General features: G+C 70.5%; 18 protein-coding genes. 11 read left to right on the plus strand and 7 right to left on the minus strand.

The features are described 5' to 3' along the window. Positions 1–124: 124 nt before the first annotated feature. Both EDD92_RS35855 and EDD92_RS35860 read right to left on the minus strand, forming a co-directional pair. The gene (locus EDD92_RS35855) at positions 125–1135 is read right to left on the minus strand and encodes a substrate-binding domain-containing protein (protein ID WP_123968137.1); all 1011 of its coding nucleotides are present in this window, start codon (positions 1133–1135) and stop codon (positions 125–127) included. 234 nt (positions 1136–1369) lie between these two features. Next, complete coding sequence (locus tag EDD92_RS35860; protein ID WP_399185504.1) at positions 1370–2215, minus strand: SAM-dependent methyltransferase; 846 nt, start codon at positions 2213–2215, stop codon at positions 1370–1372. Between the two features lie 292 nt (positions 2216–2507). On the opposite strand from EDD92_RS35860, the gene EDD92_RS35865 reads away from it, so the two are divergent. Continuing rightward, complete coding sequence (locus EDD92_RS35865; protein ID WP_123968139.1) at positions 2508–3965, plus strand: MFS transporter; 1458 nt, start codon at positions 2508–2510, stop codon at positions 3963–3965. 255 nt (positions 3966–4220) lie between these two features. Here the strand turns inward: EDD92_RS35865 and EDD92_RS35870 are convergent, their stop codons facing one another. From EDD92_RS35870 to EDD92_RS35880, 3 genes are all read right to left on the minus strand, one after another. Further along, entirely contained in the window at positions 4221–5234 is a 1014-nt protein-coding gene (locus EDD92_RS35870) for an Lrp/AsnC family transcriptional regulator (protein ID WP_123968140.1), read from the minus strand. A gap of 108 nt (positions 5235–5342) precedes the next feature. Continuing rightward, positions 5343–5792, minus strand: coding sequence for a DUF6114 domain-containing protein (locus EDD92_RS35875; RefSeq protein ID WP_123968141.1), 450 nt, complete (start codon positions 5790–5792; stop codon positions 5343–5345). Continuing rightward, positions 5792–6445 carry a DUF6230 family protein gene (locus EDD92_RS35880; RefSeq protein WP_185124234.1) on the minus strand — a complete coding sequence of 218 codons (654 nt, stop codon included), beginning with the start codon at positions 6443–6445 and terminating at the stop codon, positions 5792–5794. Before EDD92_RS35880 ends, EDD92_RS35875 begins: the two co-directional genes overlap by 1 nt. A gap of 662 nt (positions 6446–7107) precedes the next feature. Between EDD92_RS35880 and EDD92_RS35885 the strand changes: the two genes are divergently transcribed. Then, on the plus strand, positions 7108–7761 hold the full coding sequence (locus EDD92_RS35885) for a Tat pathway signal sequence domain protein (protein WP_123968142.1): 654 nt from the start codon (positions 7108–7110) through the stop codon (positions 7759–7761). 18 nt (positions 7762–7779) lie between these two features. Here EDD92_RS35885 and EDD92_RS35890 read toward each other — a convergent pair whose 3' ends face one another. Next, positions 7780–8718 carry a lytic polysaccharide monooxygenase gene (locus EDD92_RS35890; protein WP_123968143.1) on the minus strand — a complete coding sequence of 313 codons (939 nt, stop codon included), beginning with the start codon at positions 8716–8718 and terminating at the stop codon, positions 7780–7782. Positions 8719–9193: 475 nt separating this feature from the next. Between EDD92_RS35890 and EDD92_RS51540 the strand changes: the two genes are divergently transcribed. The 3 genes from EDD92_RS51540 (at position 9194) to EDD92_RS35905 (ending at position 11757) form a co-directional block, all read left to right on the plus strand. Further along, the gene (locus tag EDD92_RS51540) at positions 9194–9571 is read left to right on the plus strand and encodes an AfsA-related hotdog domain-containing protein (RefSeq protein ID WP_260326976.1); all 378 of its coding nucleotides are present in this window, start codon (positions 9194–9196) and stop codon (positions 9569–9571) included. A 226-nt stretch (positions 9572–9797) separates the two neighbouring features. Beyond that, on the plus strand, positions 9798–10442 hold the full coding sequence (locus tag EDD92_RS35900) for a ScbR family autoregulator-binding transcription factor (protein WP_123968144.1): 645 nt from the start codon (positions 9798–9800) through the stop codon (positions 10440–10442). Positions 10443–10587: 145 nt separating this feature from the next. Continuing rightward, complete coding sequence (locus EDD92_RS35905) at positions 10588–11757, plus strand: damage-control phosphatase ARMT1 family protein (RefSeq protein WP_123968145.1); 1170 nt, start codon at positions 10588–10590, stop codon at positions 11755–11757. Between the two features lie 18 nt (positions 11758–11775). On the opposite strand, the gene EDD92_RS35910 is transcribed toward EDD92_RS35905, so the two are convergent. Next, the gene (locus EDD92_RS35910) at positions 11776–13038 is read right to left on the minus strand and encodes a cytochrome P450 (RefSeq protein WP_123968146.1); all 1263 of its coding nucleotides are present in this window, start codon (positions 13036–13038) and stop codon (positions 11776–11778) included. Positions 13039–13185: 147 nt separating this feature from the next. Here EDD92_RS35910 and EDD92_RS35915 point away from each other — a divergent pair, with 147 nt between their 5' ends. From EDD92_RS35915 to phsA, 6 genes are all read left to right on the plus strand, one after another. Next, positions 13186–14118 carry an ABC transporter substrate-binding protein gene (locus tag EDD92_RS35915; protein WP_260326979.1) on the plus strand — a complete coding sequence of 311 codons (933 nt, stop codon included), beginning with the start codon at positions 13186–13188 and terminating at the stop codon, positions 14116–14118. A gap of 7 nt (positions 14119–14125) precedes the next feature. Continuing rightward, positions 14126–15016: an ABC transporter permease gene (locus tag EDD92_RS35920; RefSeq protein ID WP_123968148.1), complete on the plus strand. Its 891-nt coding sequence runs from the start codon at positions 14126–14128 to the stop codon at positions 15014–15016. Beyond that, on the plus strand, positions 15013–15870 hold the full coding sequence (locus tag EDD92_RS35925) for an ABC transporter permease (protein WP_123968149.1): 858 nt from the start codon (positions 15013–15015) through the stop codon (positions 15868–15870). The genes EDD92_RS35920 and EDD92_RS35925 overlap by 4 nt, the downstream gene beginning before the upstream one ends. Continuing rightward, positions 15867–16619: an ABC transporter ATP-binding protein gene (locus EDD92_RS35930; RefSeq protein ID WP_123968150.1), complete on the plus strand. Its 753-nt coding sequence runs from the start codon at positions 15867–15869 to the stop codon at positions 16617–16619. Before EDD92_RS35925 ends, EDD92_RS35930 begins: the two co-directional genes overlap by 4 nt. A gap of 97 nt (positions 16620–16716) precedes the next feature. After that, a complete protein-coding gene (cyc2, locus tag EDD92_RS35935; RefSeq protein WP_123968151.1) occupies positions 16717–18873 on the plus strand; it encodes a germacradienol/geosmin synthase Cyc2 in 2157 nt (718 codons plus the stop codon). Between the two features lie 101 nt (positions 18874–18974). Then, on the plus strand, positions 18975–20849 hold the full coding sequence (gene phsA / locus EDD92_RS35940) for an O-aminophenol oxidase PhsA (protein WP_123968152.1): 1875 nt from the start codon (positions 18975–18977) through the stop codon (positions 20847–20849). The last annotated feature ends 15 nt before the right edge of the window (positions 20850–20864 follow it).

The raw sequence follows: 20864 nt of genomic DNA on the forward strand, positions 1-20864 counted from the left end.
GGGGGTGGCCGTGAGCGGGGAGAGAAGGGGTGCACAGGATGCTATCCGTACAAGTGACCGCACGTGCCACAGGTCTCCGAAACTTTCGCGACATTGAGGTACGAAGTGTCGCTCGGCGTGCGGCTCAGCGTGTGCCGCGCGCCGCGTACCTGGCGACGGAGGCCACGTTCGCCTTGGTCACGAAGGCGGGGCCGGTGAGCACGGGGGACACTCCACCACCGCTGGTGTTGCCGTTGGTCCTGTACAGCCACAGCGCGTCCACCGCGAGATAGCCCTGCAGATACGGCTGTTGATCCACCGCGAACTGCACGGCACCGCTCTCGACGGCCTTCACCAGGTCCTGGTTGAGATCGAAGGTCGCGACATGGGCCCTGCTGCCCGACTGCTGCACCGACTTCACCGCGGTGAGCGCGAACTGGGCACCCAGGGTGATCACTTCGTCGATCGTCGGGTCCTGCCGCAGCTTCGCGGTGATCGCGGCGGCGGTCGCGTTCGCGTCGGTGCCCTCGACGTAGAGCATCTCGGTCCTGCCGTCGAAGGTCTTCTTCACGCCGGCGCAGCGGGCCTCCAGGGCGACGTTGCCGCGCTCGTGGATCACGCACAGGGCGTGCTTGGCCCTGAGGGCGTCCAGCTTGTCGCCGACGGCCCGCCCGGCGAGGCTCTCGTCCTGGCCGAAGAACTCCAGCACCCCCTCGGACTGCCAGGAGTCGATGCCGGAGTTGAGGCCGACCACGGGTGTGTCCGCGGCCTTGGCCGCCGCTATCGGGCCCTTCATCGCCTGCGGCTTGGCGAGCGTCACCGCGATGCCGTCGACCTTCTGGCGGACCGCGTCCCGGACCAGCTCGGCCTGCCCCGCCGCGTCGGAGTCATTGGCGTAGGTCAGGTCGATGTCGTCCTTCGCCGCGGCGTCCTCGGCGCCCTTCTTCACCAGGTCCCAGAAGGTGTCGCCCGGCGGGGCGTGCGTGACCAGGGCGACCTTGAGTCGGGCGGTGCCCGCCCTGCCGACGCCGCCCTTGGCGGAGTCGGACGTGGCGTCGGCCGCGGAGCAGCCGGCCGCGAGCAGGCACACGGCCGCGACCAGGGCGGCGACGCGCGCGGATCTGTGGTGAGCGAGCGGTGGGGGAGGAGTGTTCATGAGGGTGCGGCACCTCGCTGTGCGGCCGAGCAAGCGGAACGGCGAGAGGAGTCCCCGAACGGCGTCCGACACGTCGTACACCGTCCGGATGACTCTCGCTGGCCGGAGCCAATCGCGTGTGACCGCCGGTAGTCAAGTGATCAGCAACATTGAGTGAGTTGTTGCTGCCGCATCGTGATGATGCATACCGGCTGGCAGGGGGGATCCACGGCCTGCGGGCCGCGGCGGACCTCGTCACGGCTTGCGGGCCACCGCCCCGTACATGGCGATGTCCTCGTCGCGGATCACTTCGCCGTCCGTCCCCTCCGGATGCCACTTGTGGACCTGGACGATGCCCGGCGCGACGAGTTCGAGGCCCTCGAAGAACTCCTCGGCCTCCGCGAAGGTGCGCAGCCGCATCGGCATGTCGCGGGCCGCGTACTCACGGGCGACCCGGCCGACCTCCTCCGGTGCGAACTCGGCCGTACCGATGGACATCGCGAGATGGCTGCCCGAGGGGAGGGGTTCGAGGAGGCGGCGGACGATGCCGACGGCGTCGTGCTCGTCGAGGAGGAAGTGGACGATCGCGACGACGGTCAGGGCGACCGGCTCACCCAGGTCCAGGGTGTCACGGAAGGCGGCACTGCCGAGGATGGCCTGCGGATCGCGCATGTCCGCCTCGACGTACGCAGTCCTGCCCTCCGGGGTACTGTTCAGCAGCCCCTGGGAGAGGGCGAGGACGAGCGGGTCGTTGTCGACGTACACGACCCGCGAGGCGGGGGCCGCCGACTGGGCGATCTCGTGGATGTTGGGTGAGGTCGGAATGCCGGTGCCGATGTCGAGGAACTGCCGTACCCCCGCCTCCTGGGCCAGCCACCGCACGGCACGGTTCATCCAGTCGCGGTTGGCCCGCATGTGGATCGGCAGGGCGGGCCACTCCCGGCACATGGCGTCGCCCGCCTCCTGGTCCGCGGGGTAGTAGTCCTTTCCGCCCAGGATGTAGTCGTAGATCCGCGCGGCGTGCGCGGTGCTTGTGTCGATGCGACCGATCGGCCGGGCGCTGTCCTCGGGCACGGCGGCCCCTCCCGTAACGTCGTCGATCTCCACGAAACCTTGACAACTAACTTCGTCAACTCAGGGGCGGTGCAAACCACTTGGGCCACAGCAGTCACGTGACCAAGCGGTGCGGGCTTACGGCCGAGGGGGCGCGGGCGAGAGGGCCCCGGGGGTGTGGGAAATCAACACCGCGGACGCCTTTGACGGACGAAATCTTCCCCCTGGGGCCGCTGGCTGGAGGCTCCTCTCCGCCGACTCCACGCTGAGCCGTGGCCGGTCGGATGCCCTGGTCGATGGGGTGCCGGCCGAGGTTCTACGACGGTGGAGAGGAACCCCGATGACTGCTGAACGCGTGCTGACGCCGACTCCCACGGCGTACCGATGGCGGTGGCCGGCGCTTGCCGCCCTGCTGCTCGGTGAGGCGATGAACCTGCTGGACGCGACCATCGTGCAGGTCGCCGCGCCGGCCATCCATGCCGATCTGGGCGGGTCGGTCTCCGACATCCAGTGGTTCACGACCGCCTACACCCTGCCCTTCGCGGTGCTGCTGATCACCGGTGGGCGGCTGGGCGACATCGCCGGCCGCAAACGGCTGTTCGTGATCGGTGTCACGGGTTTCATGCTGGCGTCCGTCGCGTGCGCCATGGCGCCGTCGGTGGGGCTGCTGATCGCCTTCCGGGTGCTGCAGGGCGGAGCGGCGGCCGTGATCATTCCCCAGACCATAGGGCTGATCAAGGCCATGTTCACGGGGCCCGAAATGGCCAAGGCTCTCGGCAGCATCGGCCCCGTGATGGGACTGGCGGCGGTCTGCGGACCGGTACTCGGCGGTGTGCTCACCCACGCCGACCTTTTCGGCTCCTCGTGGCGCGCGGCGTTCCTGGTGAACGTCCCGCTCTCACTGGTCGTGCTCGCGCTCACGCCCAGGCTGTTGGAGAGCCGCGCGCCGCAGCGGCCCACCCTCGACCTGACCGGCACCTTGCTGGCCATGGCGGGGATCGGGCTCGTCGTCCACCCGCTGATCGGCGCCGACCTCGCCGCGTTGTCGTGGTGGAGTTGGGGAGCCGTGGCGGCCGGGCTGTGTCTGATGGCGGTGTTCGCGGTGCACCAACGAAGGGTGGCCCGGGCCGGGCGCAGCCCGCTGGTGGAGCCGAGCCTGTTCGCGCACCGCGGCTTCCCGGCTGCCCTTGTGACGTCGACGTCCTTCTTCGCGGTCACCAACGGTCTGATGACGGTTGTGGTGCTTCAGCTCCAACTGGGCGCGGGAGTCGGTGTGCTGAAGGCAGGGCTGACGCTGGCGCCGTGGTCGGCGGGGCTGGCCGTGGCGTCCTGGATCGCCGGAGCGCACCTGGTCAAGCGGTACGGGCAGCGGGTGATGTCGTTCGGTCTCGCGGTGCTGTCCGCGGGTGCGCTGTCGGCCATCGCGGTGTACCGGGCGGCGGACGCGGACCCGGGCTCCTACCCCACGCCACTGCTGTTCGCGCTGGGGGCCGTGGGTGTGGGCGTGGGCCTCTTCACCCCCGCCTTCTTCACCATCGCGCTGAAGCCGCTGCGGCCTCAGGAGATCGGCTCGGCTGCGGGGCTGCTCAATGCGGTGCAGCAGTTGGGGGCAACGCTCGGGGTTGCGGTGCTGGGCAGCGTGTATCTGGGCAGTACGCACTCCGGTGACGCGGCGGCGGGGCTGCGGGCGGTGCAACTGGCGGTTTGGGGGGCGGTCGGGTTGGTGGTGGTGAGCTTCGGGGCGAGCCGGATGATGGTTGACGCGAGCGCGTCTGCGGATGCTGGGACGGGGCGGTGACTGGCCCTGCCGGGCTGGCTGCGGGAGCTCTGGCGCCCGCCTGGGCCTCCTCGCCCCCGCCGCCCTCACCCATCCCCAGGGGCTCCGCCCCTTGGACCCCACCAGGGGCTCCGGCGGGGACTGCGCCCCCTGCGGACCCTGCCCCCCGTTTCGGGGCTCCGCCCCGGACCCCGCTCCTCAAACGCCGGAGGGGCTGGGTTTGCCCGCCGGGGCGTGGACTTTGCAGCCCGTCCGGTGCTTGAGGACGAGGTCCCTTCAGGGCCGAACGGGGGGCCGGGGGCGGGGTCTCGGCAGGGCCGTCATGATCGGGCTTGCTGCCTTGAGGTTCTGGAGGACCGGGCTGGTCTCCAGGGTGTGGATCGCGTGCAGGGAGCCGAGGCGGTGGACCAGGTAGTGGTGCAGGTCGGCGGGGTCCCGGCAGAGGGCCTGGGCGACCAGGTTGGTGGGGCCCGTGGTGGCCGCGACGAAGGCCAGTTCGTCGTGGCCCGCCAGCGTTGCCGCCACGCGGTCCAGATGGGCCGGGCGCACCGCCATCCACAGCAGCGCCCGCGTGTTGACACCGAAGTGGCCGGCATCCACCTCGACGTCGAAGAAGACCGTGCCGCCCGCCCGCAGATCCGCGAGCCGACGCGCCACGGTCACCGGGGACCAGCCGGTCGCCTGCGCCAGCTCGGCGTGCGTGGCCCGCCCGTCCTTCTGCAGGGCGAGCAGCAACTCGGCGTCCTCGATCGCGAGTTGGCGCGGAACCGGCACGTAGGACGTGTCGGCCGCCTCATGCTCGCGCAGGACGCGCTGTTGCCGCTCGTCCAGCGTGCTCGCGCTCCGGCGCCAGTTCGTCGGTCCGCCCAGATAGGTGTGCAGCAGGCAGTGCGCGGACACCGCGGTGACGGCTCCGGTGCGCGGAATGTCATGCAGGAGGAGGGAGTTGCCCGCCCCCTCCGAGTCCGTCGGTGCGTGGATGACCGTCACGATCTCCGTACCACCGGAGGCGAGCTTCACCCACGACGTGTCCTGACGGCGCACCAACGCATACGCCAGATCCCGCGCGGAACTCGCCACCACGGTGAGCCGGACCAGCCACTGCGTCTGCCCCGCCCGGTGCGGGTCCGACAACCCCACCACCCGCAGTGACACCTCCGCACGCAGCCGCCGGTAGCGCCGCGCGACCGTCTGCGGGGAGACGTCGAGCGCGGCGGCGATCCGGCTGAACGGTGCGCGGCCGTCGATGTGCAGCGCATGGATCAGGGCACGGTCCAGGTCGTCCAGCATGTGCACATTCTTCAGTCCCGTTCTCCAGCGACGCGGGCCGGGCCCCGGCACTCGCCCACGGGCCGACCTGCACCCCTCGGGCGAGCGCCGGGTCCCGGCCCGGCGTGGCTACAGCTGCACGGCCTCGTGCACGGTTCGTGCGGCCTGAGCGGCCCGCGCTTCCTTCCTGCGCTGCCGGCGGCCGACCCGCGGCTCCTGGTCCGGCAGCCAGCCGAAGGCGAGGCAGCTTCCGACGGCTCCCAGGAGCAGACCGACGAAGAAGCCGCCCAGGTTGGAGGTGAGCCAGGTGCCCAGGGAGGTCAGGACGCCGATGATCGAGTAGAACAGGCGCTGCGTGGGGTTGAAGAGGATCAGCAGCCCGCACAACAACATCACGGTGGGCAGGAGGTAGCCGGCCAGGTTCTGTGCGGCGGCGTGCATCATGACCTTCACAGAGGCCTTCTCGGTGAGCAGGATCTCCGCCCCGCCCAGGGCGAGCAGCAGCCCGCCCCAGAACGGACGGCGGGCCCGCCACTCACGAAAAGCGGGCTGCGCGTCTTGCTTCGGACTGTCCGACATCAGCAACCCGAGTCGCTGAAGCTGAGTTTCAGGCCCGGCAGCTTGAACACGCCGGCCGTCGTCGCATAGTTGGTCTGCCGCAGGTTGTCGATGTGCACGGTGTCGGCCTGCTGGCTGAAGACGCCCTTCGGTCCCTTGACGCCGGCCTTGGTGAGCGTGCTCGCGTCGTTGCCGATCTCGATGTTCTTGAAGGCGGCGTCGCCGGTCAGCTCGGTCGAGTCCGTGGTCAGGTCGGTCGCCTGCACCTTCGACGAGCCGCTGCCCGCCTTGATCAGCAGGTTGGTGCCACCCAGGTCGACACTCTGGCACAGGCTGTCCAGTGTCGCGTTCTTGATGGCGGAGGTGACGATCAGCACCTGACCGCCGGTGTCACCCGCGTTGGGGCTGTTGTCGATCATGCTGTCGAGCCCACCGAACTGCTCGAAGCCGGTGCCGTCGAGCGACTTGGCGGTCACCGTGAAGGGCATTCCGGAGATCGAGAACGAGACCCCCAGCGCCCCCTCGGCGGTCATGATCGCGAGGCCGGCCGCGACCGCGACGGCCGGGACCGCCATCACAGCGGCGCGGCGCAGCCGGACCCGCCCGCGTCTCGCGGGGTCGGGCGAGGAACCGCTTTCTGGGTTCCCAGTGGTGAGTTCGGCGGACGAGGCCATTTCTGCTCCCATGTGCATAGTCAGTGCGGGTTGGGCATCATCGGCGCGTTGTCCTGGCGCGGACAGCGGCTGCAGGCGCACGCCTCCTCCCAAACTCCCGGCGAGTGGAAGGGCTTTCTCGTACTCCGCAGTAGCCAGCGAGGAAGTTACCCGTGGTTACTTTCAAGGGTCAAGGGAGTTGTGAAAAAAGGGTGTTGGTTGTGCCCCACCTGTGGCTCAGCAGGTCGGGCAGGTTGCACCAGGTTCTTGAACGATCGTCAACTCCCTTGTTCCGCCTTGACGTTGACTGACACTCAGGTCTACAACTGCCCCTGGCTTCCCCCAGATCCGTGGCGCCGGATCCAGCCACGCGGCCCTGTCCGCGTCTCCCGGACCCCTCCTGTCCGCACGGGCCCTTCACAGCCCGAGATCCCCCAGACGGTCCGGTACGGGCCCTTCCCCCCTGGTCCACGCCAGACCGTCGCTTCCGCCCGGCCCGGCCGGAGGCCCACCCCCCGGGTCTGCGGCCGGTCACCGGCCGGTCGTCGTTGCCGGTCCGTGGCGTACGGAGAAGGCGTCACGGACCGGCATCGGCGGACGCCGACCGGCGTCCCCCCACCATCCTCGCGCCACATCGGAAGCCCCCAACCCTCGAACCCCGCACCAGAAAGAGGTACGTCCGCATGCGCACTCGCACCCTCCTCACGCTCGTCGGCACCGTCGCCGCCCTCTCGATCCCCGCGGCCGTCCCGGCCTCGGCGGCCGACACCCCCGTCCTCACCACCGGTTCGGCCGGCGGCACCGCCGTCGCGGTCGGCGACGTCCTTTCCGCACCGCTGGCCAGCGGCACCAGCGCCACGCTGTACTCCAGCGCGACCGGCACCAGCGGCGTGAGCTGCACCTCCTCGACGTTCACCGCCACGGTCACGGACAACCCGGCCGCGCCGGGCACGGCCACCGAGTCCGTCGGTGCGCAGACCTTCGACAGCAGCAGCTGCACCAGCAACGTCCTCGGCGTGACGGGTGTCACCAGCATCACGGTCGACAACCTGCCGTACACCACCAGCGTGGCTTCCGGCGGCTCGCTGACCGTGACCCCGGCGAGCGGCTCCACCATCCAGACCACGGTCAAGCTCAAGACCCTGCTGGGTTCCATCAACTGCGTCTACCAGGCCCCCAGCCTGACCGGCACGACCAGCAACAGCGACGCCAGCATCAACTTCACCAACCAGCAGTTCACCAAGACGTCCGGCTCGTCGCTCTGCTTCAGCAGCGGCTACTTCACCGCCAAGTACGCCCCGGTGACCGACAACGGCGCGACCGTGTACGTCAACTGACGTTCAAGCAGGCGTAGTTCAGCGTCGACGTAGACGCAGCGCCAGGGCGGCGCCGCCGGTGAGCACCAGCACCGCAGCGGCGCCGCCCGCAAGCATGGGCGCGGACGGTCCCGAGCCCGCGGCGGAGGTCGAGGCCACCGGGGTGCTGTCGGGATCGGTGGACTCCTGTCGTGGACTCGCGGCCGCCTCGGCCGTACGGGAAGGGGTCGAACGGGGTTCGGGAGTGGCCGCGGGGCTGCTGCCCGCGCTCTTCCTGCCACCGCCCGCGGACGTCGACGCCGACGATGCTGCCGCACCGCCACTCCTGCTGCTCCCGGCCGTCCCGAACACCACGTCGGAGCACGAGTAGTACGTGTCCGTCGTGCTGCTGTTCTGCCAGATGGTGTAGAGCACGTGGTGCCCGGTCCGGTCGGACGGCAGCTTCGCGGTGATGCGGTACGCGCCGTTCGTCAGTGCCGGGTCCTTGACCGAGGCGAACGGCCTGTCCGGTAGCTCGGCCCAGGTCAGCGGCTTCTTCGGGTCGTAACCGGGCTTGGTGAGGTAGAGCTTGAACGTGCCGGTGTGCGGGATCGTCGAGGCGTATTTCATCGCCAGGGTCGCGCCCGGCTTGAGGGTCGTCGACGGCCAGTCGGAGCGGGCGAGGTCGAGGCCCTTGTAGGCGGGCAGGCCGCCGCTGCACAGCTTTCCGTCGGGGATGACCTGCCGGTCCCTGCCGCCCACGTCCGCGACCCGCAGGTTGTCCCAGAACGTGAAGGGGGCGCCGTTCGCGGCGACGGCCGCATTGCAGGCCGCCGACTGCGCGTCGCTGCCGCCGTCGGGCGAGCAGGCGTAGGCCCTGCTGACGGGATCCGTGGGCGCGCCGTGCGCCTGCGCGGGGCCCGCCGCCCACAGGGGCAGCAGGAACGGGGTCACGAGGGCGGCCGCCAGGGCGGTGCGGTGTGCGGTCATCCGGGGCATCCGGAACGTCTCCTCGGCCGGCGTGGAACAATGTGCTCCCGTGAAGTACGGGCGACCGGCCCTGTGCGTTCAGCGTGTGACGCTTCGGGAGTGTGGTCCGGAGCGAACAGCTCCTTGAACCTTGACCGTTCACCTGCTCGTACGCCCCTCGGACCCACCCCGGCCACATTGAAAACCAACCGGTCGCCTCGTACTCTGGCGGTCGCCGGCACGGACACTTCGCCGTCTGGTCTGTCATCCGTTTCCGGGGACCGAGGGAGGGACATGCCCCAACCGACCATGCCTCGACCGGCCTTGACGGCCACCGTGCCTCGTCAGCTCGTCCACAGCACCGCCGTAGCGGAAACGTTTCTCACCGACTGGGAGCCCAGCGGCCCCGACCGGTTCACGCTGTTTGCACAGTGGCCGCGAGCACATCAGTTACACGTGTCGCCGGACCGGTCCGTCGCCGCCGTGCCCGCCGAACCCGTCCTGCATGTCACCGTGTCCGGCGTCCGCCGTCGCGCCGGCCGCCCCACCGCACTTCGCTACGACACCGACGTGCGCCTCGGCGGCGAACGCGTCGCCACCGCACACGTCGCCGTCAGCTGGACCAGCGAGTCCGTCTACCGCCGACTGCGGGGCGGCCGCACCCCGGCCACCGTCACCGCGCTGCCGCTCCCGCCCGCTCTGGCCGGCCGCCGCCGTGGACTGCGCCCTGCCCGCGGACGTCGTGCCGGCCCCGACAGACCTACCCGGCCGCTGGCAGCTACAAGTAGATACCGGTCATCCCGTTTTCTTCGACCATCCGCTCGATCACGTCTCCGGCATGCTGCTCCTGAAGCCGCCCGCGTCCGGGCCGCCGGTCCGGTAGGGGGTGGGTCTTTCCATGTGCCTTCCATCAGTATGCTGAGCTGGACAGACCCACCTGGATCGAGGTGACCGACGAGACCCGGACGGGTCTGGAGGCCCGCGGATTCCAGGGTGGGTCGACCGTGTGCGAGTGCGCCGTCGGTGCCACCGTACGGTGAGATATCGTTCACTGGGAGTGAGAAAAACAAACAGTACGGTCCGTTTCCAGCCCCAGGAGTGTTCAGTCGATGGCGAGGCAGTTACGCGCCGAGCAGACCCGCGCGACGATCATCACGGCCGCAGCAGACCTGTTCGACCGCCGCGGCTACGAATCGACCAGCCTGAGCGACATCGTCGAACACGCCCAGGTCACCAAGGGCGCGCTCTACTTCCACTTCGCGGCCAAGGAGGACCTCGCCCACGCCATCATGGAGCTGCAGTCCAAGGCCTCGCGCGAGGTGGCCAACGAGGTGGACGGCCGGGGTTACTCCTCGCTCGAAACCCTGATGCGCATCACCTTCGGCATCGCCCGTCTCGCCGTCGAGGGCCCGATCCCACGGGCCGGGCTCCGGCTCGCCACCGGGGAAGTCGCCGTGCGGCCACCGCTCCAGCACCCCTTCACCGAGTGGCGGGACATCGCCACTCGCAAACTCCTCGGCGCCGTCAAGGAGTCCGACGTCCACCCGGACATCGACGTCGACGCCGTCGCCCACTCCCTCGTCAGCTTCTTCGTCGGCACCCGCGTCGTGGGCCGCTCCCTCGAGCCCGTCGCCCACCAGCCCCGCAGACTGGCCGAGATGTGGCACCTCACGATCCGCGGCCTGGTCCCGGTGACCCGCCGTGCCCGCTATGTGAGCCTCGCCGCCCGGCTGGAGCGGGAGCGCTCCGCTTGAGGCCGCGAGGGGTTGTTGTTCTTCTGCCGCGCCGTTGTGGCTGGTCGCGCCCGCGCGGCGGAGCCGCAGACCGACTCAGCCCCGCGCCTCTTGCGGGGCGCTTTCGGCCGGAGCGGATCTCGCTCGGGCCGCCTAGGGTGGGCGCATGCCCCATGACCCGTCCGCGCCCGTGATCCTCGGCAACGAGCCGGGGTCGTTCCCCCACAGCGTGCTCGCCGAGCGGCACCCCGCGATCATCCGGCAGGTACGGGAGGCCTTCCCGTACGGCCCCGCACAGCACCGCGCTCTCGACGCGCTCCTCGCGAGCTGCACCAAGGGCGTCGTCGAACCGCTCCCTGCCGACGCGCACGACCGGGCCCGCTGGGAGGCGTGGGGGATGGCCGACTACGCCGGGCGTTCCTGGTACGACATCCCCTGGCTCTGGTCGGAGAGCTACTTCTACCGCCAACTCCTCGACGCCGTCGGCTACTTCGGACCCGGGCCCTGGCAGGGCATCGACCCGTTCCGTCCCTTCAAGCTGGCCGAGCTCGACTCCCCTGAGACGGACGAGGAACTGGCCGCCCTCGACGCCCTGTCCGCCGACGACCGGGACCGCGCCCTGCTGCACGGCTCCCTCTGGGGCAACCGCGCCGACCTCGGCTTCCGCCTCTCCGCCGCCGGCGCCGGCACCGCGGAGACCGCCCCGGGCCTGGTCGCCGACGACAGCGAGGCCCTCTGGTCGCTGCTCCCGCCGACCGGCGCGGGCACGCTCTGCCTCATCGCCGACAACGCGGGCCGCGAACTCGTCCCCGACCTGCTCCTCATCGCCCACCTCCTCGAACGCGGGCGCATCGGGCGCGCCGTCCTGCACATCAAGCCGTACCCCTACTACGTCTCCGACGCGACGACGGCCGACGTGCTCGACGCGCTCAGGAGACTGACCGGGGCGCAGGGCGCAGCCCTCAAATACGGCCGCATCCTGTGGGCTGCGATGACCGAGGGCCGCCTCAGCCTCCGCGCCCACCCCTTCTCCGCCGGACCGCTGCCGTACGCGGACATGCCGGGCGACCTGCGCGCGGAACTCGCCACGGCCGCGCTGACCGTCGTGAAGGGCGACCTCAACTACCGTCGCCTGGTGGGCGATCGGCTGTGGGCCCCGACCACACCCTTCGCGGACGTCACGGCCCACTTCCCCGGCCCGGTCGCCGCCCTGCGCACCCTGAAGTCCGACGTGATCACCGGCCTGGACCTGGACACCGAGGCCGCGCTCGTGGCGGCAGAGGACCAGCGGTGGCGGACCGGCGGCACCCACGCACTGATCCAGGTGCGGACCTGAGGGCTTCGCCATCGAACCTCAAGTCACCTGCACCGGCAGCGACTTGAGCCCGTTGATGAAGTTGGACGTCAGCCGCCTGGCCGGCCCCGCCGTGCGCAGGACCGGCAGGGCGCGCAGTGCCTCCCCGTACAGCACCCGCAGCTGCAACCGGGCGAAGTGCGCGCCCAGGCAGACGTGCGGACCGTCCCCGAAGGAGACGTGCGGGTTCGGCGTACGGGACAGGTCGAGGCGGTCCGGCGCCGCGAAGACCCTTTCGTCGTGGTTCGCGGAGGCATGGAAGACGACCACCTTGTCGCCCGCACGGATGCGCCGCCCCGCCAGCTCGGTGTCGCGGGCGGCGGTCCGGCGGAAGGTGAGGACGGGCGGATGCCGACGGAGCAACTCCTCCACCGCGACGGGCAGTTCGGCCTTTCCTGCGCGTAGCAGCTCGTACGCCTCCGGGTGCTCGGCCAGGGCCAGCAGCCCGCCGGGGGCCGCGCTGCGGACGGTGTCGTTGCCCGCGACGGTGAGCAGGAAGAAGAACATCTCCAGTTCGGCGTCGGCGAGTTCGGGGTCCTGGGCGAGCGTCGTCATCACGTCGTCGGCGGGATGGCGGCGCCTGTGCGCGGCGAGCTGCTGGGCGTAGGCGAACATGTCCCGGAGCATCGCGGGGGAGCGCGGGTTGACCGGTTTGCCCGCCGCGTCGAGCACGGGGGTGCCGGCCTCGTCCGGGTCCTGGTAACCGATGACCCGCTGCGTCCAGTGCAGCAGCAGGCCGCGGTCGCCGTCCGGGACGCCGAGCAGGTCGGCGAGGTTGAGCAGGGCGTAGTCGTCGGTCACGGTGGCAACGAGGTCGACGGTGCCGTCGGCGGTATGGGCTGCCTCCAGCGCCTGCGCGAACAGGGCACGGGCACGCTCCTGCGCGACCGTCGTGAAGCGGTCGATGCGGCCAGGGGTGAAGGCGCGGCTGACCAGTCGCCGCAACCGCCCGTGCTGCGGCGGGTCCTGATTGAGCATCATGCGGCGAATGAAGGGGAGGTCGGCGGGGTCGGGATCGCGGATCTGGGTCGCGCCGAGGTGCGAGGAGTACGTGGCCGAGTCCTTGAGGACACGTACGACGTCCGCGTGCCGGGTCACCGCCCAGAATCCGGGCCCGGCCGGCCATCCCAGCACCTCGGGCTCGTCCTGCCAGGCCACGGGGTGGTGGTCGCGCAGCGCGCGGTAGGCGGCGTGGGGCACCCCGGCGGCGTACTGCCGCGGATCGAAGACGTCCGGGACCGGCGGGGCCTCTCGCAGATTCATGCGACCACGGTGAGGTTCCCTGCGGGGCTTCGGCAAGGGAACGCGGAGCGTTTCGCAAGATGTGTGGCGCCTGTGGTGATCATGACAATAATCGGGTAGTCATGGCGCATGGCGTTACGGGGATTGCGGACGGGAATCGGAAGAACGGTGGCTGTCGCGGCCGCCCTGACACTGCTCCTCGCGGCCTGCGGCGACGACGGCGGGGGCTCCACCTCCGCCGGCGGACGCACGAAGATCACTGTGGCCGCCCTGCCGCTGACGGACTCCGCGGCGCTCTACCTCGCACGGGACCGCGGGCTGTTCACCAAGGAGGGGCTGGACGTCAGGATCCAGCCCGTCCAGCAGAGCATCCAGGCGTTGCCCGCCCTGGGCAAGGGTCAGGTCGACGTGATCGCGAGCGCGAACTACGTGACGTTCCTGCAGGCCGACGAGAAGGGCACCCTCGACCTCCGTATCCTCGCCGAGGGCGTACGGGTTGCGCCGCACATGATGGACGTCCTGGTGCCGAAGGACTCGGGCATCAAGAGCGTGGCCGACCTCGCGGGCAAGAAGGTCGCCGTCAACATCCTCAACAACATCCAGTCGCTCACTCTCAATGCGATCCTCGACGCGAAGGGCGTCGGCCGGCCCGTCTACCGGCAGATCGCCTTCCCGCAGATGGGGCCGGCCCTGGAGCGGGGGCAGGTGGACGCCGTGCACGCCGTGGAGCCCTTCGACAGCGCGATCCAGGGGGAGTTGAAGGCGAAGGTGCTGATGGACGGCGGGTCGGCGCCCGTCCAGTCGCTGCCCATCAGCGGGTACGTCACCACGCAGAAGTTCGCCGCCGGGCACCCCAAGGAGGCCGCGGCCTTTCGGCGTGCCATAGAGGCTGCCTCAAGGATCGCGGCGCAGGACCCGAGCGCCGTACGGGAAGAACTCCCGAAGTACACCAAGGTGACCGCTGACCAGTCCAGGTCGATCCGGCTGCCGGCGTATCCGGCCGCCACCGATGCGGCACAGCTGCGGCGGCTGACCGAACTCATGGCGAAACAGGGCCTGTTGAAGAAGGCCGTCGACCCGGCGACGCTGCTGGTCAAGTGACGCACACGTGAAGCAACTGAAACGGCCAGGACGGCTCGCACGGCATCAGGAGCTGTGGCTCGGCCTGCTCGGGGTGCTGCTGGCCTTCGGGGTCTGCGAGGCGGTGGGCAGGGCGGGCATCGTCCGGCGCAGCTACCTTCCGCCTGCCTCCGAAGTCCTCGCCCGTGCCGTCGAGTTGGCGGGTGACGGCGCCTTCCTGGACGGGATCGGCGCCACCCTGCGGGCCTGGGCGCTGGGGCTCGGCCTCGCCGTTGCGATCGCCGTCCCGCTCGGGCTGCTGCTCGGCAGCATGCCGGTCGTCGACTCCGCCGTACGCATGATCGTGGAGTTCCTGCGGCCGCTGCCGTCGGTCGCGCTGATCCCCCTGGTCTCGCTGCTCCTCGGCACCGGCACCGAGACCAAGGTCGCGCTGATCACCTACGCGTCGGTCTGGCCCGTCCTCTTCAACACGATCTACGGCCTCGGCGAGACAGACCCGCTCGCCAAGGACACCCTGCGGGCCTTCGGCTTCGGCCGGCTGTCGGTCCTGCTGCGGGTCGAGCTTCCCGGCACGGCCCCGTTCATCGCCGCCGGCATCCGTATCTCGGCGGCCGTCGCCCTCATCCTCGCCGTGGCCACCGAGCTCCTCTCCGGCTTCGGCGAGGGCCTCGGCATCTTCATCGCCCAGGCGAGCCTGTCCACCGACGGCACCCGGGACGTCCTGGCCGGGGTGGTGTGGGCGGGCGCCCTCGGCTTGGTCATCAACGGTGTACTGGTGCGGGCCGAACGGTGGTTGTTTCCTTGGACGCCGGACAGGCGCGCGGAGGGCGGCGGGACGCGGTCGGGTCCGGGGCGTGAGGCGCGGCCTGGCACAGGGCGCCGGGTCCGGCCGGCCCCGGAGCGCGGGGTGCGGTCATGAAGCGAACGCCCGCCCCGGCGGGGAGCCGGGACAGCAGCGCGCCGCGCGGGGCAGCGATGAAGGCTGTAGGGGGCACGCGGCACCACCTCCTCCTGCGCCTCGTCGTCCTCGTCCTCGTGCTCGCCCTCTGGCAGTTCACCGCCCAGGCCCACGGCAGCGTCTACTTCCCGCCCCCGGGCCGCATCGCGCACCGCGCCTACGAGTTGTGGTTCTCGGGACCCGTCCGGCGCGCGTTTCTCACCGAGGCCGCCGTGGGGGACGTACTGCCGAGCCTCGGACGGATGGCGGCCGGGTTCGGTATCGCCGCCGTCGCCGGGATCGGGGCGGGGGTCGTGGTCGGACGGTCGCGCCGGGCGTACGCACTCTGCAATCCCGTCCTGCAGTTCGCGCGGGCCGTGCCGCCGCCCGCGCTGGTGCCCGTCTTCGTCGTCGTCCTCGACTTCGGCACGCCGATGCAGGTTGCGTCGATCGCCTTCAGCGCCGTCTGGCCGGTGCTGGTCAACACGGCGGAAGGGGCACGCAACACCGACCCGCTACGGCTCGACGTCGCCGCCGTGCTGCGCCTGAACCCCGTCGAACGGCTCCGCTTCCTGATCCTGCCCTCCGCACTGCCCCGCATCTTCGCGGGCCTGCGCCTCAGCCTCTCGCTCTCCCTCATCCTCATGGTGTTCTCCGAACTGCTGCCGGGCACCGCCAACGGCATCGGCTACACCCTCACCGACGCCCAGTCCCGCTCCGACCTGCTCACCGTATGGGCGGCACTGCTGCTCCTGGGGGTCCTCGGCTACCTCCTCAACGCCGCGCTGCTGGCGGTCGAGAAGCGGTTCCTCGGACGGGGAAGGAGCACGGCATGACGCTCCGCCTCGACTCCCTCGGCCAGCGCTACGGCGACCGGCGAGTCCTGCACGACATCACCCTCACCGTGCCCGACGGCCAGCTCCTGTGCGTCGTGGGCCCGTCCGGATGCGGCAAGTCCACGCTCCTGCGCACCGTCGCGGGACTGCAGCCCGCGCACGAGGGCACCGTCACCGTCGACGGAACCCCGGTCACCGGCGTACCCGACCAGCTGGCCGTCGTCTTCCAGGACTACGGCCGCTCCCTCTTCCCCTGGCTCACCGTCCGCGACAACGTCGCCCTCCCGCTGCGCCGCCGCGGCCTCGCCCGGGCCGAGCGCCGCGCCGAGGCCGAGCGGATCCTGGAACGCGTCGGCCTCGACGGCGCCGCCCGCCGCCACCCCTGGCAGCTGTCCGGCGGCATGCAGCAACGCGTCGCCATCGCCCGCGCCCTGGTCTGCCGCCCCTCCCTGCTGCTCATGGACGAACCCTTCGGCTCCCTGGACGCCCAGACCCGAGAGGACCTCGAGGACCTCCTCCTCGAGGTGCACCGCACCGACGGCGCGACCATCGTGTTCGTCACCCATGACATCGACGAGAGCGTCTACGTCGGCGACCGCGTCGTCGTCCTCTCCCCGGCCCCCGCCTCCCACGTCGTCCTCGACCTGCCCGTCGAACTCCCCGGAAAGCGTGACCAGATCGCCACCCGGGGCCTGCCCGAGTTCGTGGCGCTGCGGGCGGAGGTGGGGCGGGCCGTGCGGGGTTCCTAGGGCCGCCCTGTTCCCGGTTCGCCCCTGATTCACGCGATGGTGTGATCATGCCCCGGCCCGCGGATGGTGCCGGAGGGTCACGGGTAGGGCCCCGGCCATGACGCAGCAGCCCTTCGAACTCCCGCACTTCTACATGCCGTATCCCGCGCGGCTGAACCCGCATGTCGACGAGGCGCGTGCCCATTCGACCGAGTGGGCACGGGGGATGGGCATGCTGGAGGGGTCCGGGATCTGGGAGCAGGCCGACCTCGACGCGCACGACTACGGCCTGCTCTGCGCCTATACCCACCCCGAATGCGACGGCCCCGCCCTCTCCCTGATCACCGACTGGTACGTGTGGGTCTTCTTCTTCGACGACCACTTCCTGGAGACCTTCAAACGCAGCCAGGACCGCGTCGGCGGCAAGGCCTACCTGGACCGGCTGCCCCTGTTCATGCCCCTCGACCTCGCAACTCCCGTACCGGAGCCCCAGAACCCGGTCGAGGCCGGGCTCGCCGACCTGTGGGCACGCACCGTGCCTTCGATGTCGGTGGACTGGCGCCGCCGCTTCGCCGTGGCGACCGAACACCTTCTCAACGAGTCCATGTGGGAGCTGTCCAACATCAACGAGGGGCGGATCGCCAACCCTGTCGAGTACATCGAGATGCGCCGCAAGGTGGGCGGCGCCCCCTGGTCCGCCGGGCTCGTGGAGTACGCGACCGCCGAGGTCCCCGCGTGCGTGGCCGGTTCGAGGCCGCTCAGGGTGCTGATGGAGACGTTCTCGGACGCCGTCCACCTGCGCAACGACCTGTTCTCCTACCAACGCGAGGTCGAGGACGAGGGCGAGAACAGCAACGGCGTGCTCGTCCTGGAGACCTTCTTCGACTGCACCACCCAGGAGGCCGCCGACACCGTCAACGACGTCCTCACCTCCCGCCTCCACCAGTTCGAGCACACCGCCCTCACCGAAGTGCCCGCACTGGCCCTGGACAAGGGCCTGACCCCGGACCAGGTCGCCGCCGTCGCCAAGTACACCCAGGGCCTGCAGGACTGGCAGTCCGGCGGCCACGAATGGCACATGCGCTCCAGCCGCTACATGAACGCCCGCGCGCAGGCCACGCATCCGTGGCACGGCCTGACCGGCCCCGGCACCTCCGCCGCCGATGTCGGTGCCCTGCTCGCGGCGGCCGGCGCCGAGCGCCTGCGCGCCTACACGCACGTGCCGTACCAGAAGGTCGGCCCCTCCCTGCTGCCCGACTTCCACATGCCCTTCGAGGTGGAACTGAGCCCCCACCTGGACGGCGCCCGCCACCGCCTCACCGACTGGATGCACACCATGGGCATGCTCCAGGAGGGCGTCTGGGACGAGGACAAACTCGCCGCCGCCGACCTTCCCCTGTGCTCCGCGGGCCTCGACCCCGACGCGACCCCAGAGGCCCTCGACCTCAGCTCGCAGTGGCTTGCCTGGGGCACGTACGGCGACGACTACTACCCGCTGGTCTACGGCCACCGCCGCGACCTGGCCGCCGCCCGGCTGACCACCCGGCGCCTTTCGGACTGCATGCCCGTCGACGGCGAGGAGGCCCCCACCCCGCTCAACGGCATGGAGCGCGGCCTCACCGACCTGTGGGCGCGCACCACGGCGCAGATGACCCCCGACCAGCGGCGCACCCTCAAGGACGCGGTGAACGTCATGACCGAGAGCTGGGTGTGGGAGCTGTCCAACCAGCTGCAGAACCGCATCCCCGACCCGGTCGACTATCTGGAGATGCGCCGCGCCACCTTCGGCTCCGACCTCACCCTGAGCATGTGCCGGATGGGCCACGGCCCCGCGGTCCCGCCCGAGGTCTACCGCAGCGGCCCCGTCCGCGCCCTGGAGAACGCCGCCATCGACTACGGGTGGCTCATCAACGACGTCTTCTCGTACCAGAAGGAGATCGAGTACGAGGGCGAGATCCACAACGCGATCCTCGTCGTGCAGAACTTCTTCGGCATCGACTACCCGACCGCACTCTCCGTCGTCCACGACCTGATGACCCAGCGCATGCAGCAGTTCGAACACATCGCCGCACACGAACTGCCCGTCGTCTACGACGACTTCAAACTCTCCGGCGAGGCGCGCGAGGCGATGGAGGGCTATGTGAAGGACCTGCAGAACTGGATGGCGGGCATCCTCAACTGGCACCGGAGGGTGGACCGTTACAAGCCGGACCATCTGGCCCGCCGCACTCACGGCTTCCTTCCGGACCGGCCTGCCGTCATGACCGCGCACTGAACCTTTTCGTGCGGAACGGGACATTCAGGGAACTTGGGCGAGGCGTCGGGAGTCTTCTGAGGTAAGGGGAACAGACCACAGAACACGGGGGTGTTCGAACCTTGACCGAAATCATCGAGAGGATCACCGAGGGCGGCACGGGGGAGACGGCGCCGGCTCCGGACGAACTGGCGCCGTACGTCGCGCCGTTACCCGTCCCTCCCGTCGTGCGTCCCGCATCCGGTGACGTCCTGCGGGAGACGGAGATCGCCCTGCGCCCGACCTGGGTCCGGCTGCACCCGCAGCTTCCGCCGACCCTGATGTGGGGGTACGACGGGCAGGTGCCGGGCCCGACCATCGAGGTGCGCCGCGGGCAGCGCGTCCGCATCGCCTGGACCAACCGCATTCCCAAGGGCAGCGAATACCCGGTCACCTCCGTGGAGGTGCCGGTCCGTGCGCCCGGCACCCCGCCGGCCACCACCGAGCCCGGCCGCGAGGGCGTCGAGCCGAACAAGGACGTCGCCGCCCTGCCCGCCTGGTCGGTGACGCACCTGCACGGAGCACAGACGGGCGGCGGCAACGACGGCTGGGCCGACAACGCCGTCGGATTCGGCGACGCCCAGCTGTCGGAGTATCCGAACGAGCACCAGGCGGTGCAGTGGTGGTACCACGACCACGCCATGAACATCACCCGGTGGAACGTGCACACGGGCCTGTACGGCACCTACCTCGTCCGTGACGACGAGGAGGACGCCCTCGGGCTCCCCTCCGGGGAGCGGGAGATCCCGCTGCTGCTCGCCGACCGGAACCTCGACACGGACGAGGACGGCCGGCTCAACGGGAGGCTGCTGCACAAGACGGTGATCGTCCAGCAGCAGAACCCGGAGACGGGCAAACCGGTCTCCATCCCGTTCTCCGGCCCGTACACGACGGTCAACGGCCGCATCTGGCCGTACGCCGAGGTGGACGACGCCTGGTACCGCTTCCGGCTGGTCAACGCGTCCAACGCGCGCATCTACAGCCTCGTCCTCGTCGACGAGGACGACAACCCGGTGCCGGGCGTGGTCCACCAGATCGGCAGCGACGGGGGACTGCTGCCCCGCCCGGTCCCGGTGGACTTCGACGACGCGCTGCCGACGCTGACCGCGGCCCCGGCCGAGCGCTTCGACCTGCTCGTCGACTTCCGGGGCCTTGCGGGCCGGACGCTGCGCCTGGTCAACAAGGGCCGCGGACAGGCACCGGGCGTGCCCGACCCGGTGAACGACGTGCGCTACCCGGCGGTCCTGGAGTTCCGGGTGGGCGAGAGCGCCTGCACGGACACCTTCGAACTGCCCGAGGTGCTCTCCGGCTCCTTCCGCCGGCTCACCCACGACATCCCGCACGGCCACCGCCTGATCGTGCTCACCCCGCCCGCCACCAAGGGCGCCGGCGGACACCCGGAGATCTGGGAGATGACCGAGGTCACCGACCCCGGCGACATGCTGGTCCCCACCGACGGCATCATCCAGCTCAAGGGCACGGACGGCACGACGAAGACGTACCGGCGCACGTCCCGGACGTTCAACGACGGCCTCGGCTTCACCATCGCCGAGGGCTCCTACGAGCAGTGGAGCTTCCTGAACCTCGCGCCGATCATCCACCCGATGCACATCCACCTGGCCGACTTCCAGCTGCTGGGCCGGGACGCGTACGACGTCTCGGGTTTCGACCCGGCGGTGGGCGGCACGCGCGCGCCGATCGCGTACGACGCGGGCACGCAGATTCCGCTGGCGCCCAACGAACGCGGCTACAAGGACGTCTTCCGTGTGCCGGGCGGTCAAATACTGCGCGTCATGGGGAAGTTCGACGGCGCGTACGGCCGGTTCATGTACCACTGCCACCTTCTCGAGCACGAGGACATGGGCATGATGCGGCCCTTCGTCGTCATGCCCGAGGAGGCGATGAAGTTCGACCACGGCGGCGCGCACGGCGGCCATGGGGAGGGTCACACGGGCTGAGCCTGGCCGCTGTGC

The organism is Streptomyces sp. TLI_185 (genome assembly GCF_003814765.1).
GTDB lineage: Bacteria > Actinomycetota > Actinomycetes > Streptomycetales > Streptomycetaceae > Streptomyces.

Coding starts and splice junctions, on each gene's coding strand:
- EDD92_RS35855 (WP_123968137.1), bottom strand. CDS start 1,135: ATGAACACTCCTCCCCCACCGCTCGCTCACCACAGATCCGCGCGCGTC.
- EDD92_RS35865 (WP_123968139.1), top strand. CDS start 2,508: ATGACTGCTGAACGCGTGCTGACGCCGACTCCCACGGCGTACCGATGG.
- EDD92_RS35870 (WP_123968140.1), bottom strand. CDS start 5,234: ATGCTGGACGACCTGGACCGTGCCCTGATCCATGCGCTGCACATCGAC.
- EDD92_RS35875 (WP_123968141.1), bottom strand. CDS start 5,792: ATGTCGGACAGTCCGAAGCAAGACGCGCAGCCCGCTTTTCGTGAGTGG.
- EDD92_RS35880 (WP_185124234.1), bottom strand. CDS start 6,445: ATGGCCTCGTCCGCCGAACTCACCACTGGGAACCCAGAAAGCGGTTCC.
- EDD92_RS35885 (WP_123968142.1), top strand. CDS start 7,108: ATGCGCACTCGCACCCTCCTCACGCTCGTCGGCACCGTCGCCGCCCTC.
- EDD92_RS35890 (WP_123968143.1), bottom strand. CDS start 8,718: ATGCCCCGGATGACCGCACACCGCACCGCCCTGGCGGCCGCCCTCGTG.
- EDD92_RS51540 (WP_260326976.1), top strand. CDS start 9,194: ATGTCACCGTGTCCGGCGTCCGCCGTCGCGCCGGCCGCCCCACCGCAC.
- EDD92_RS35900 (WP_123968144.1), top strand. CDS start 9,798: ATGGCGAGGCAGTTACGCGCCGAGCAGACCCGCGCGACGATCATCACG.
- EDD92_RS35905 (WP_123968145.1), top strand. CDS start 10,588: ATGCCCCATGACCCGTCCGCGCCCGTGATCCTCGGCAACGAGCCGGGG.
- EDD92_RS35910 (WP_123968146.1), bottom strand. CDS start 13,038: ATGAATCTGCGAGAGGCCCCGCCGGTCCCGGACGTCTTCGATCCGCGG.
- EDD92_RS35925 (WP_123968149.1), top strand. CDS start 15,013: ATGAAGCGAACGCCCGCCCCGGCGGGGAGCCGGGACAGCAGCGCGCCG.
- EDD92_RS35930 (WP_123968150.1), top strand. CDS start 15,867: ATGACGCTCCGCCTCGACTCCCTCGGCCAGCGCTACGGCGACCGGCGA.
- cyc2 (WP_123968151.1), top strand. CDS start 16,717: ATGACGCAGCAGCCCTTCGAACTCCCGCACTTCTACATGCCGTATCCC.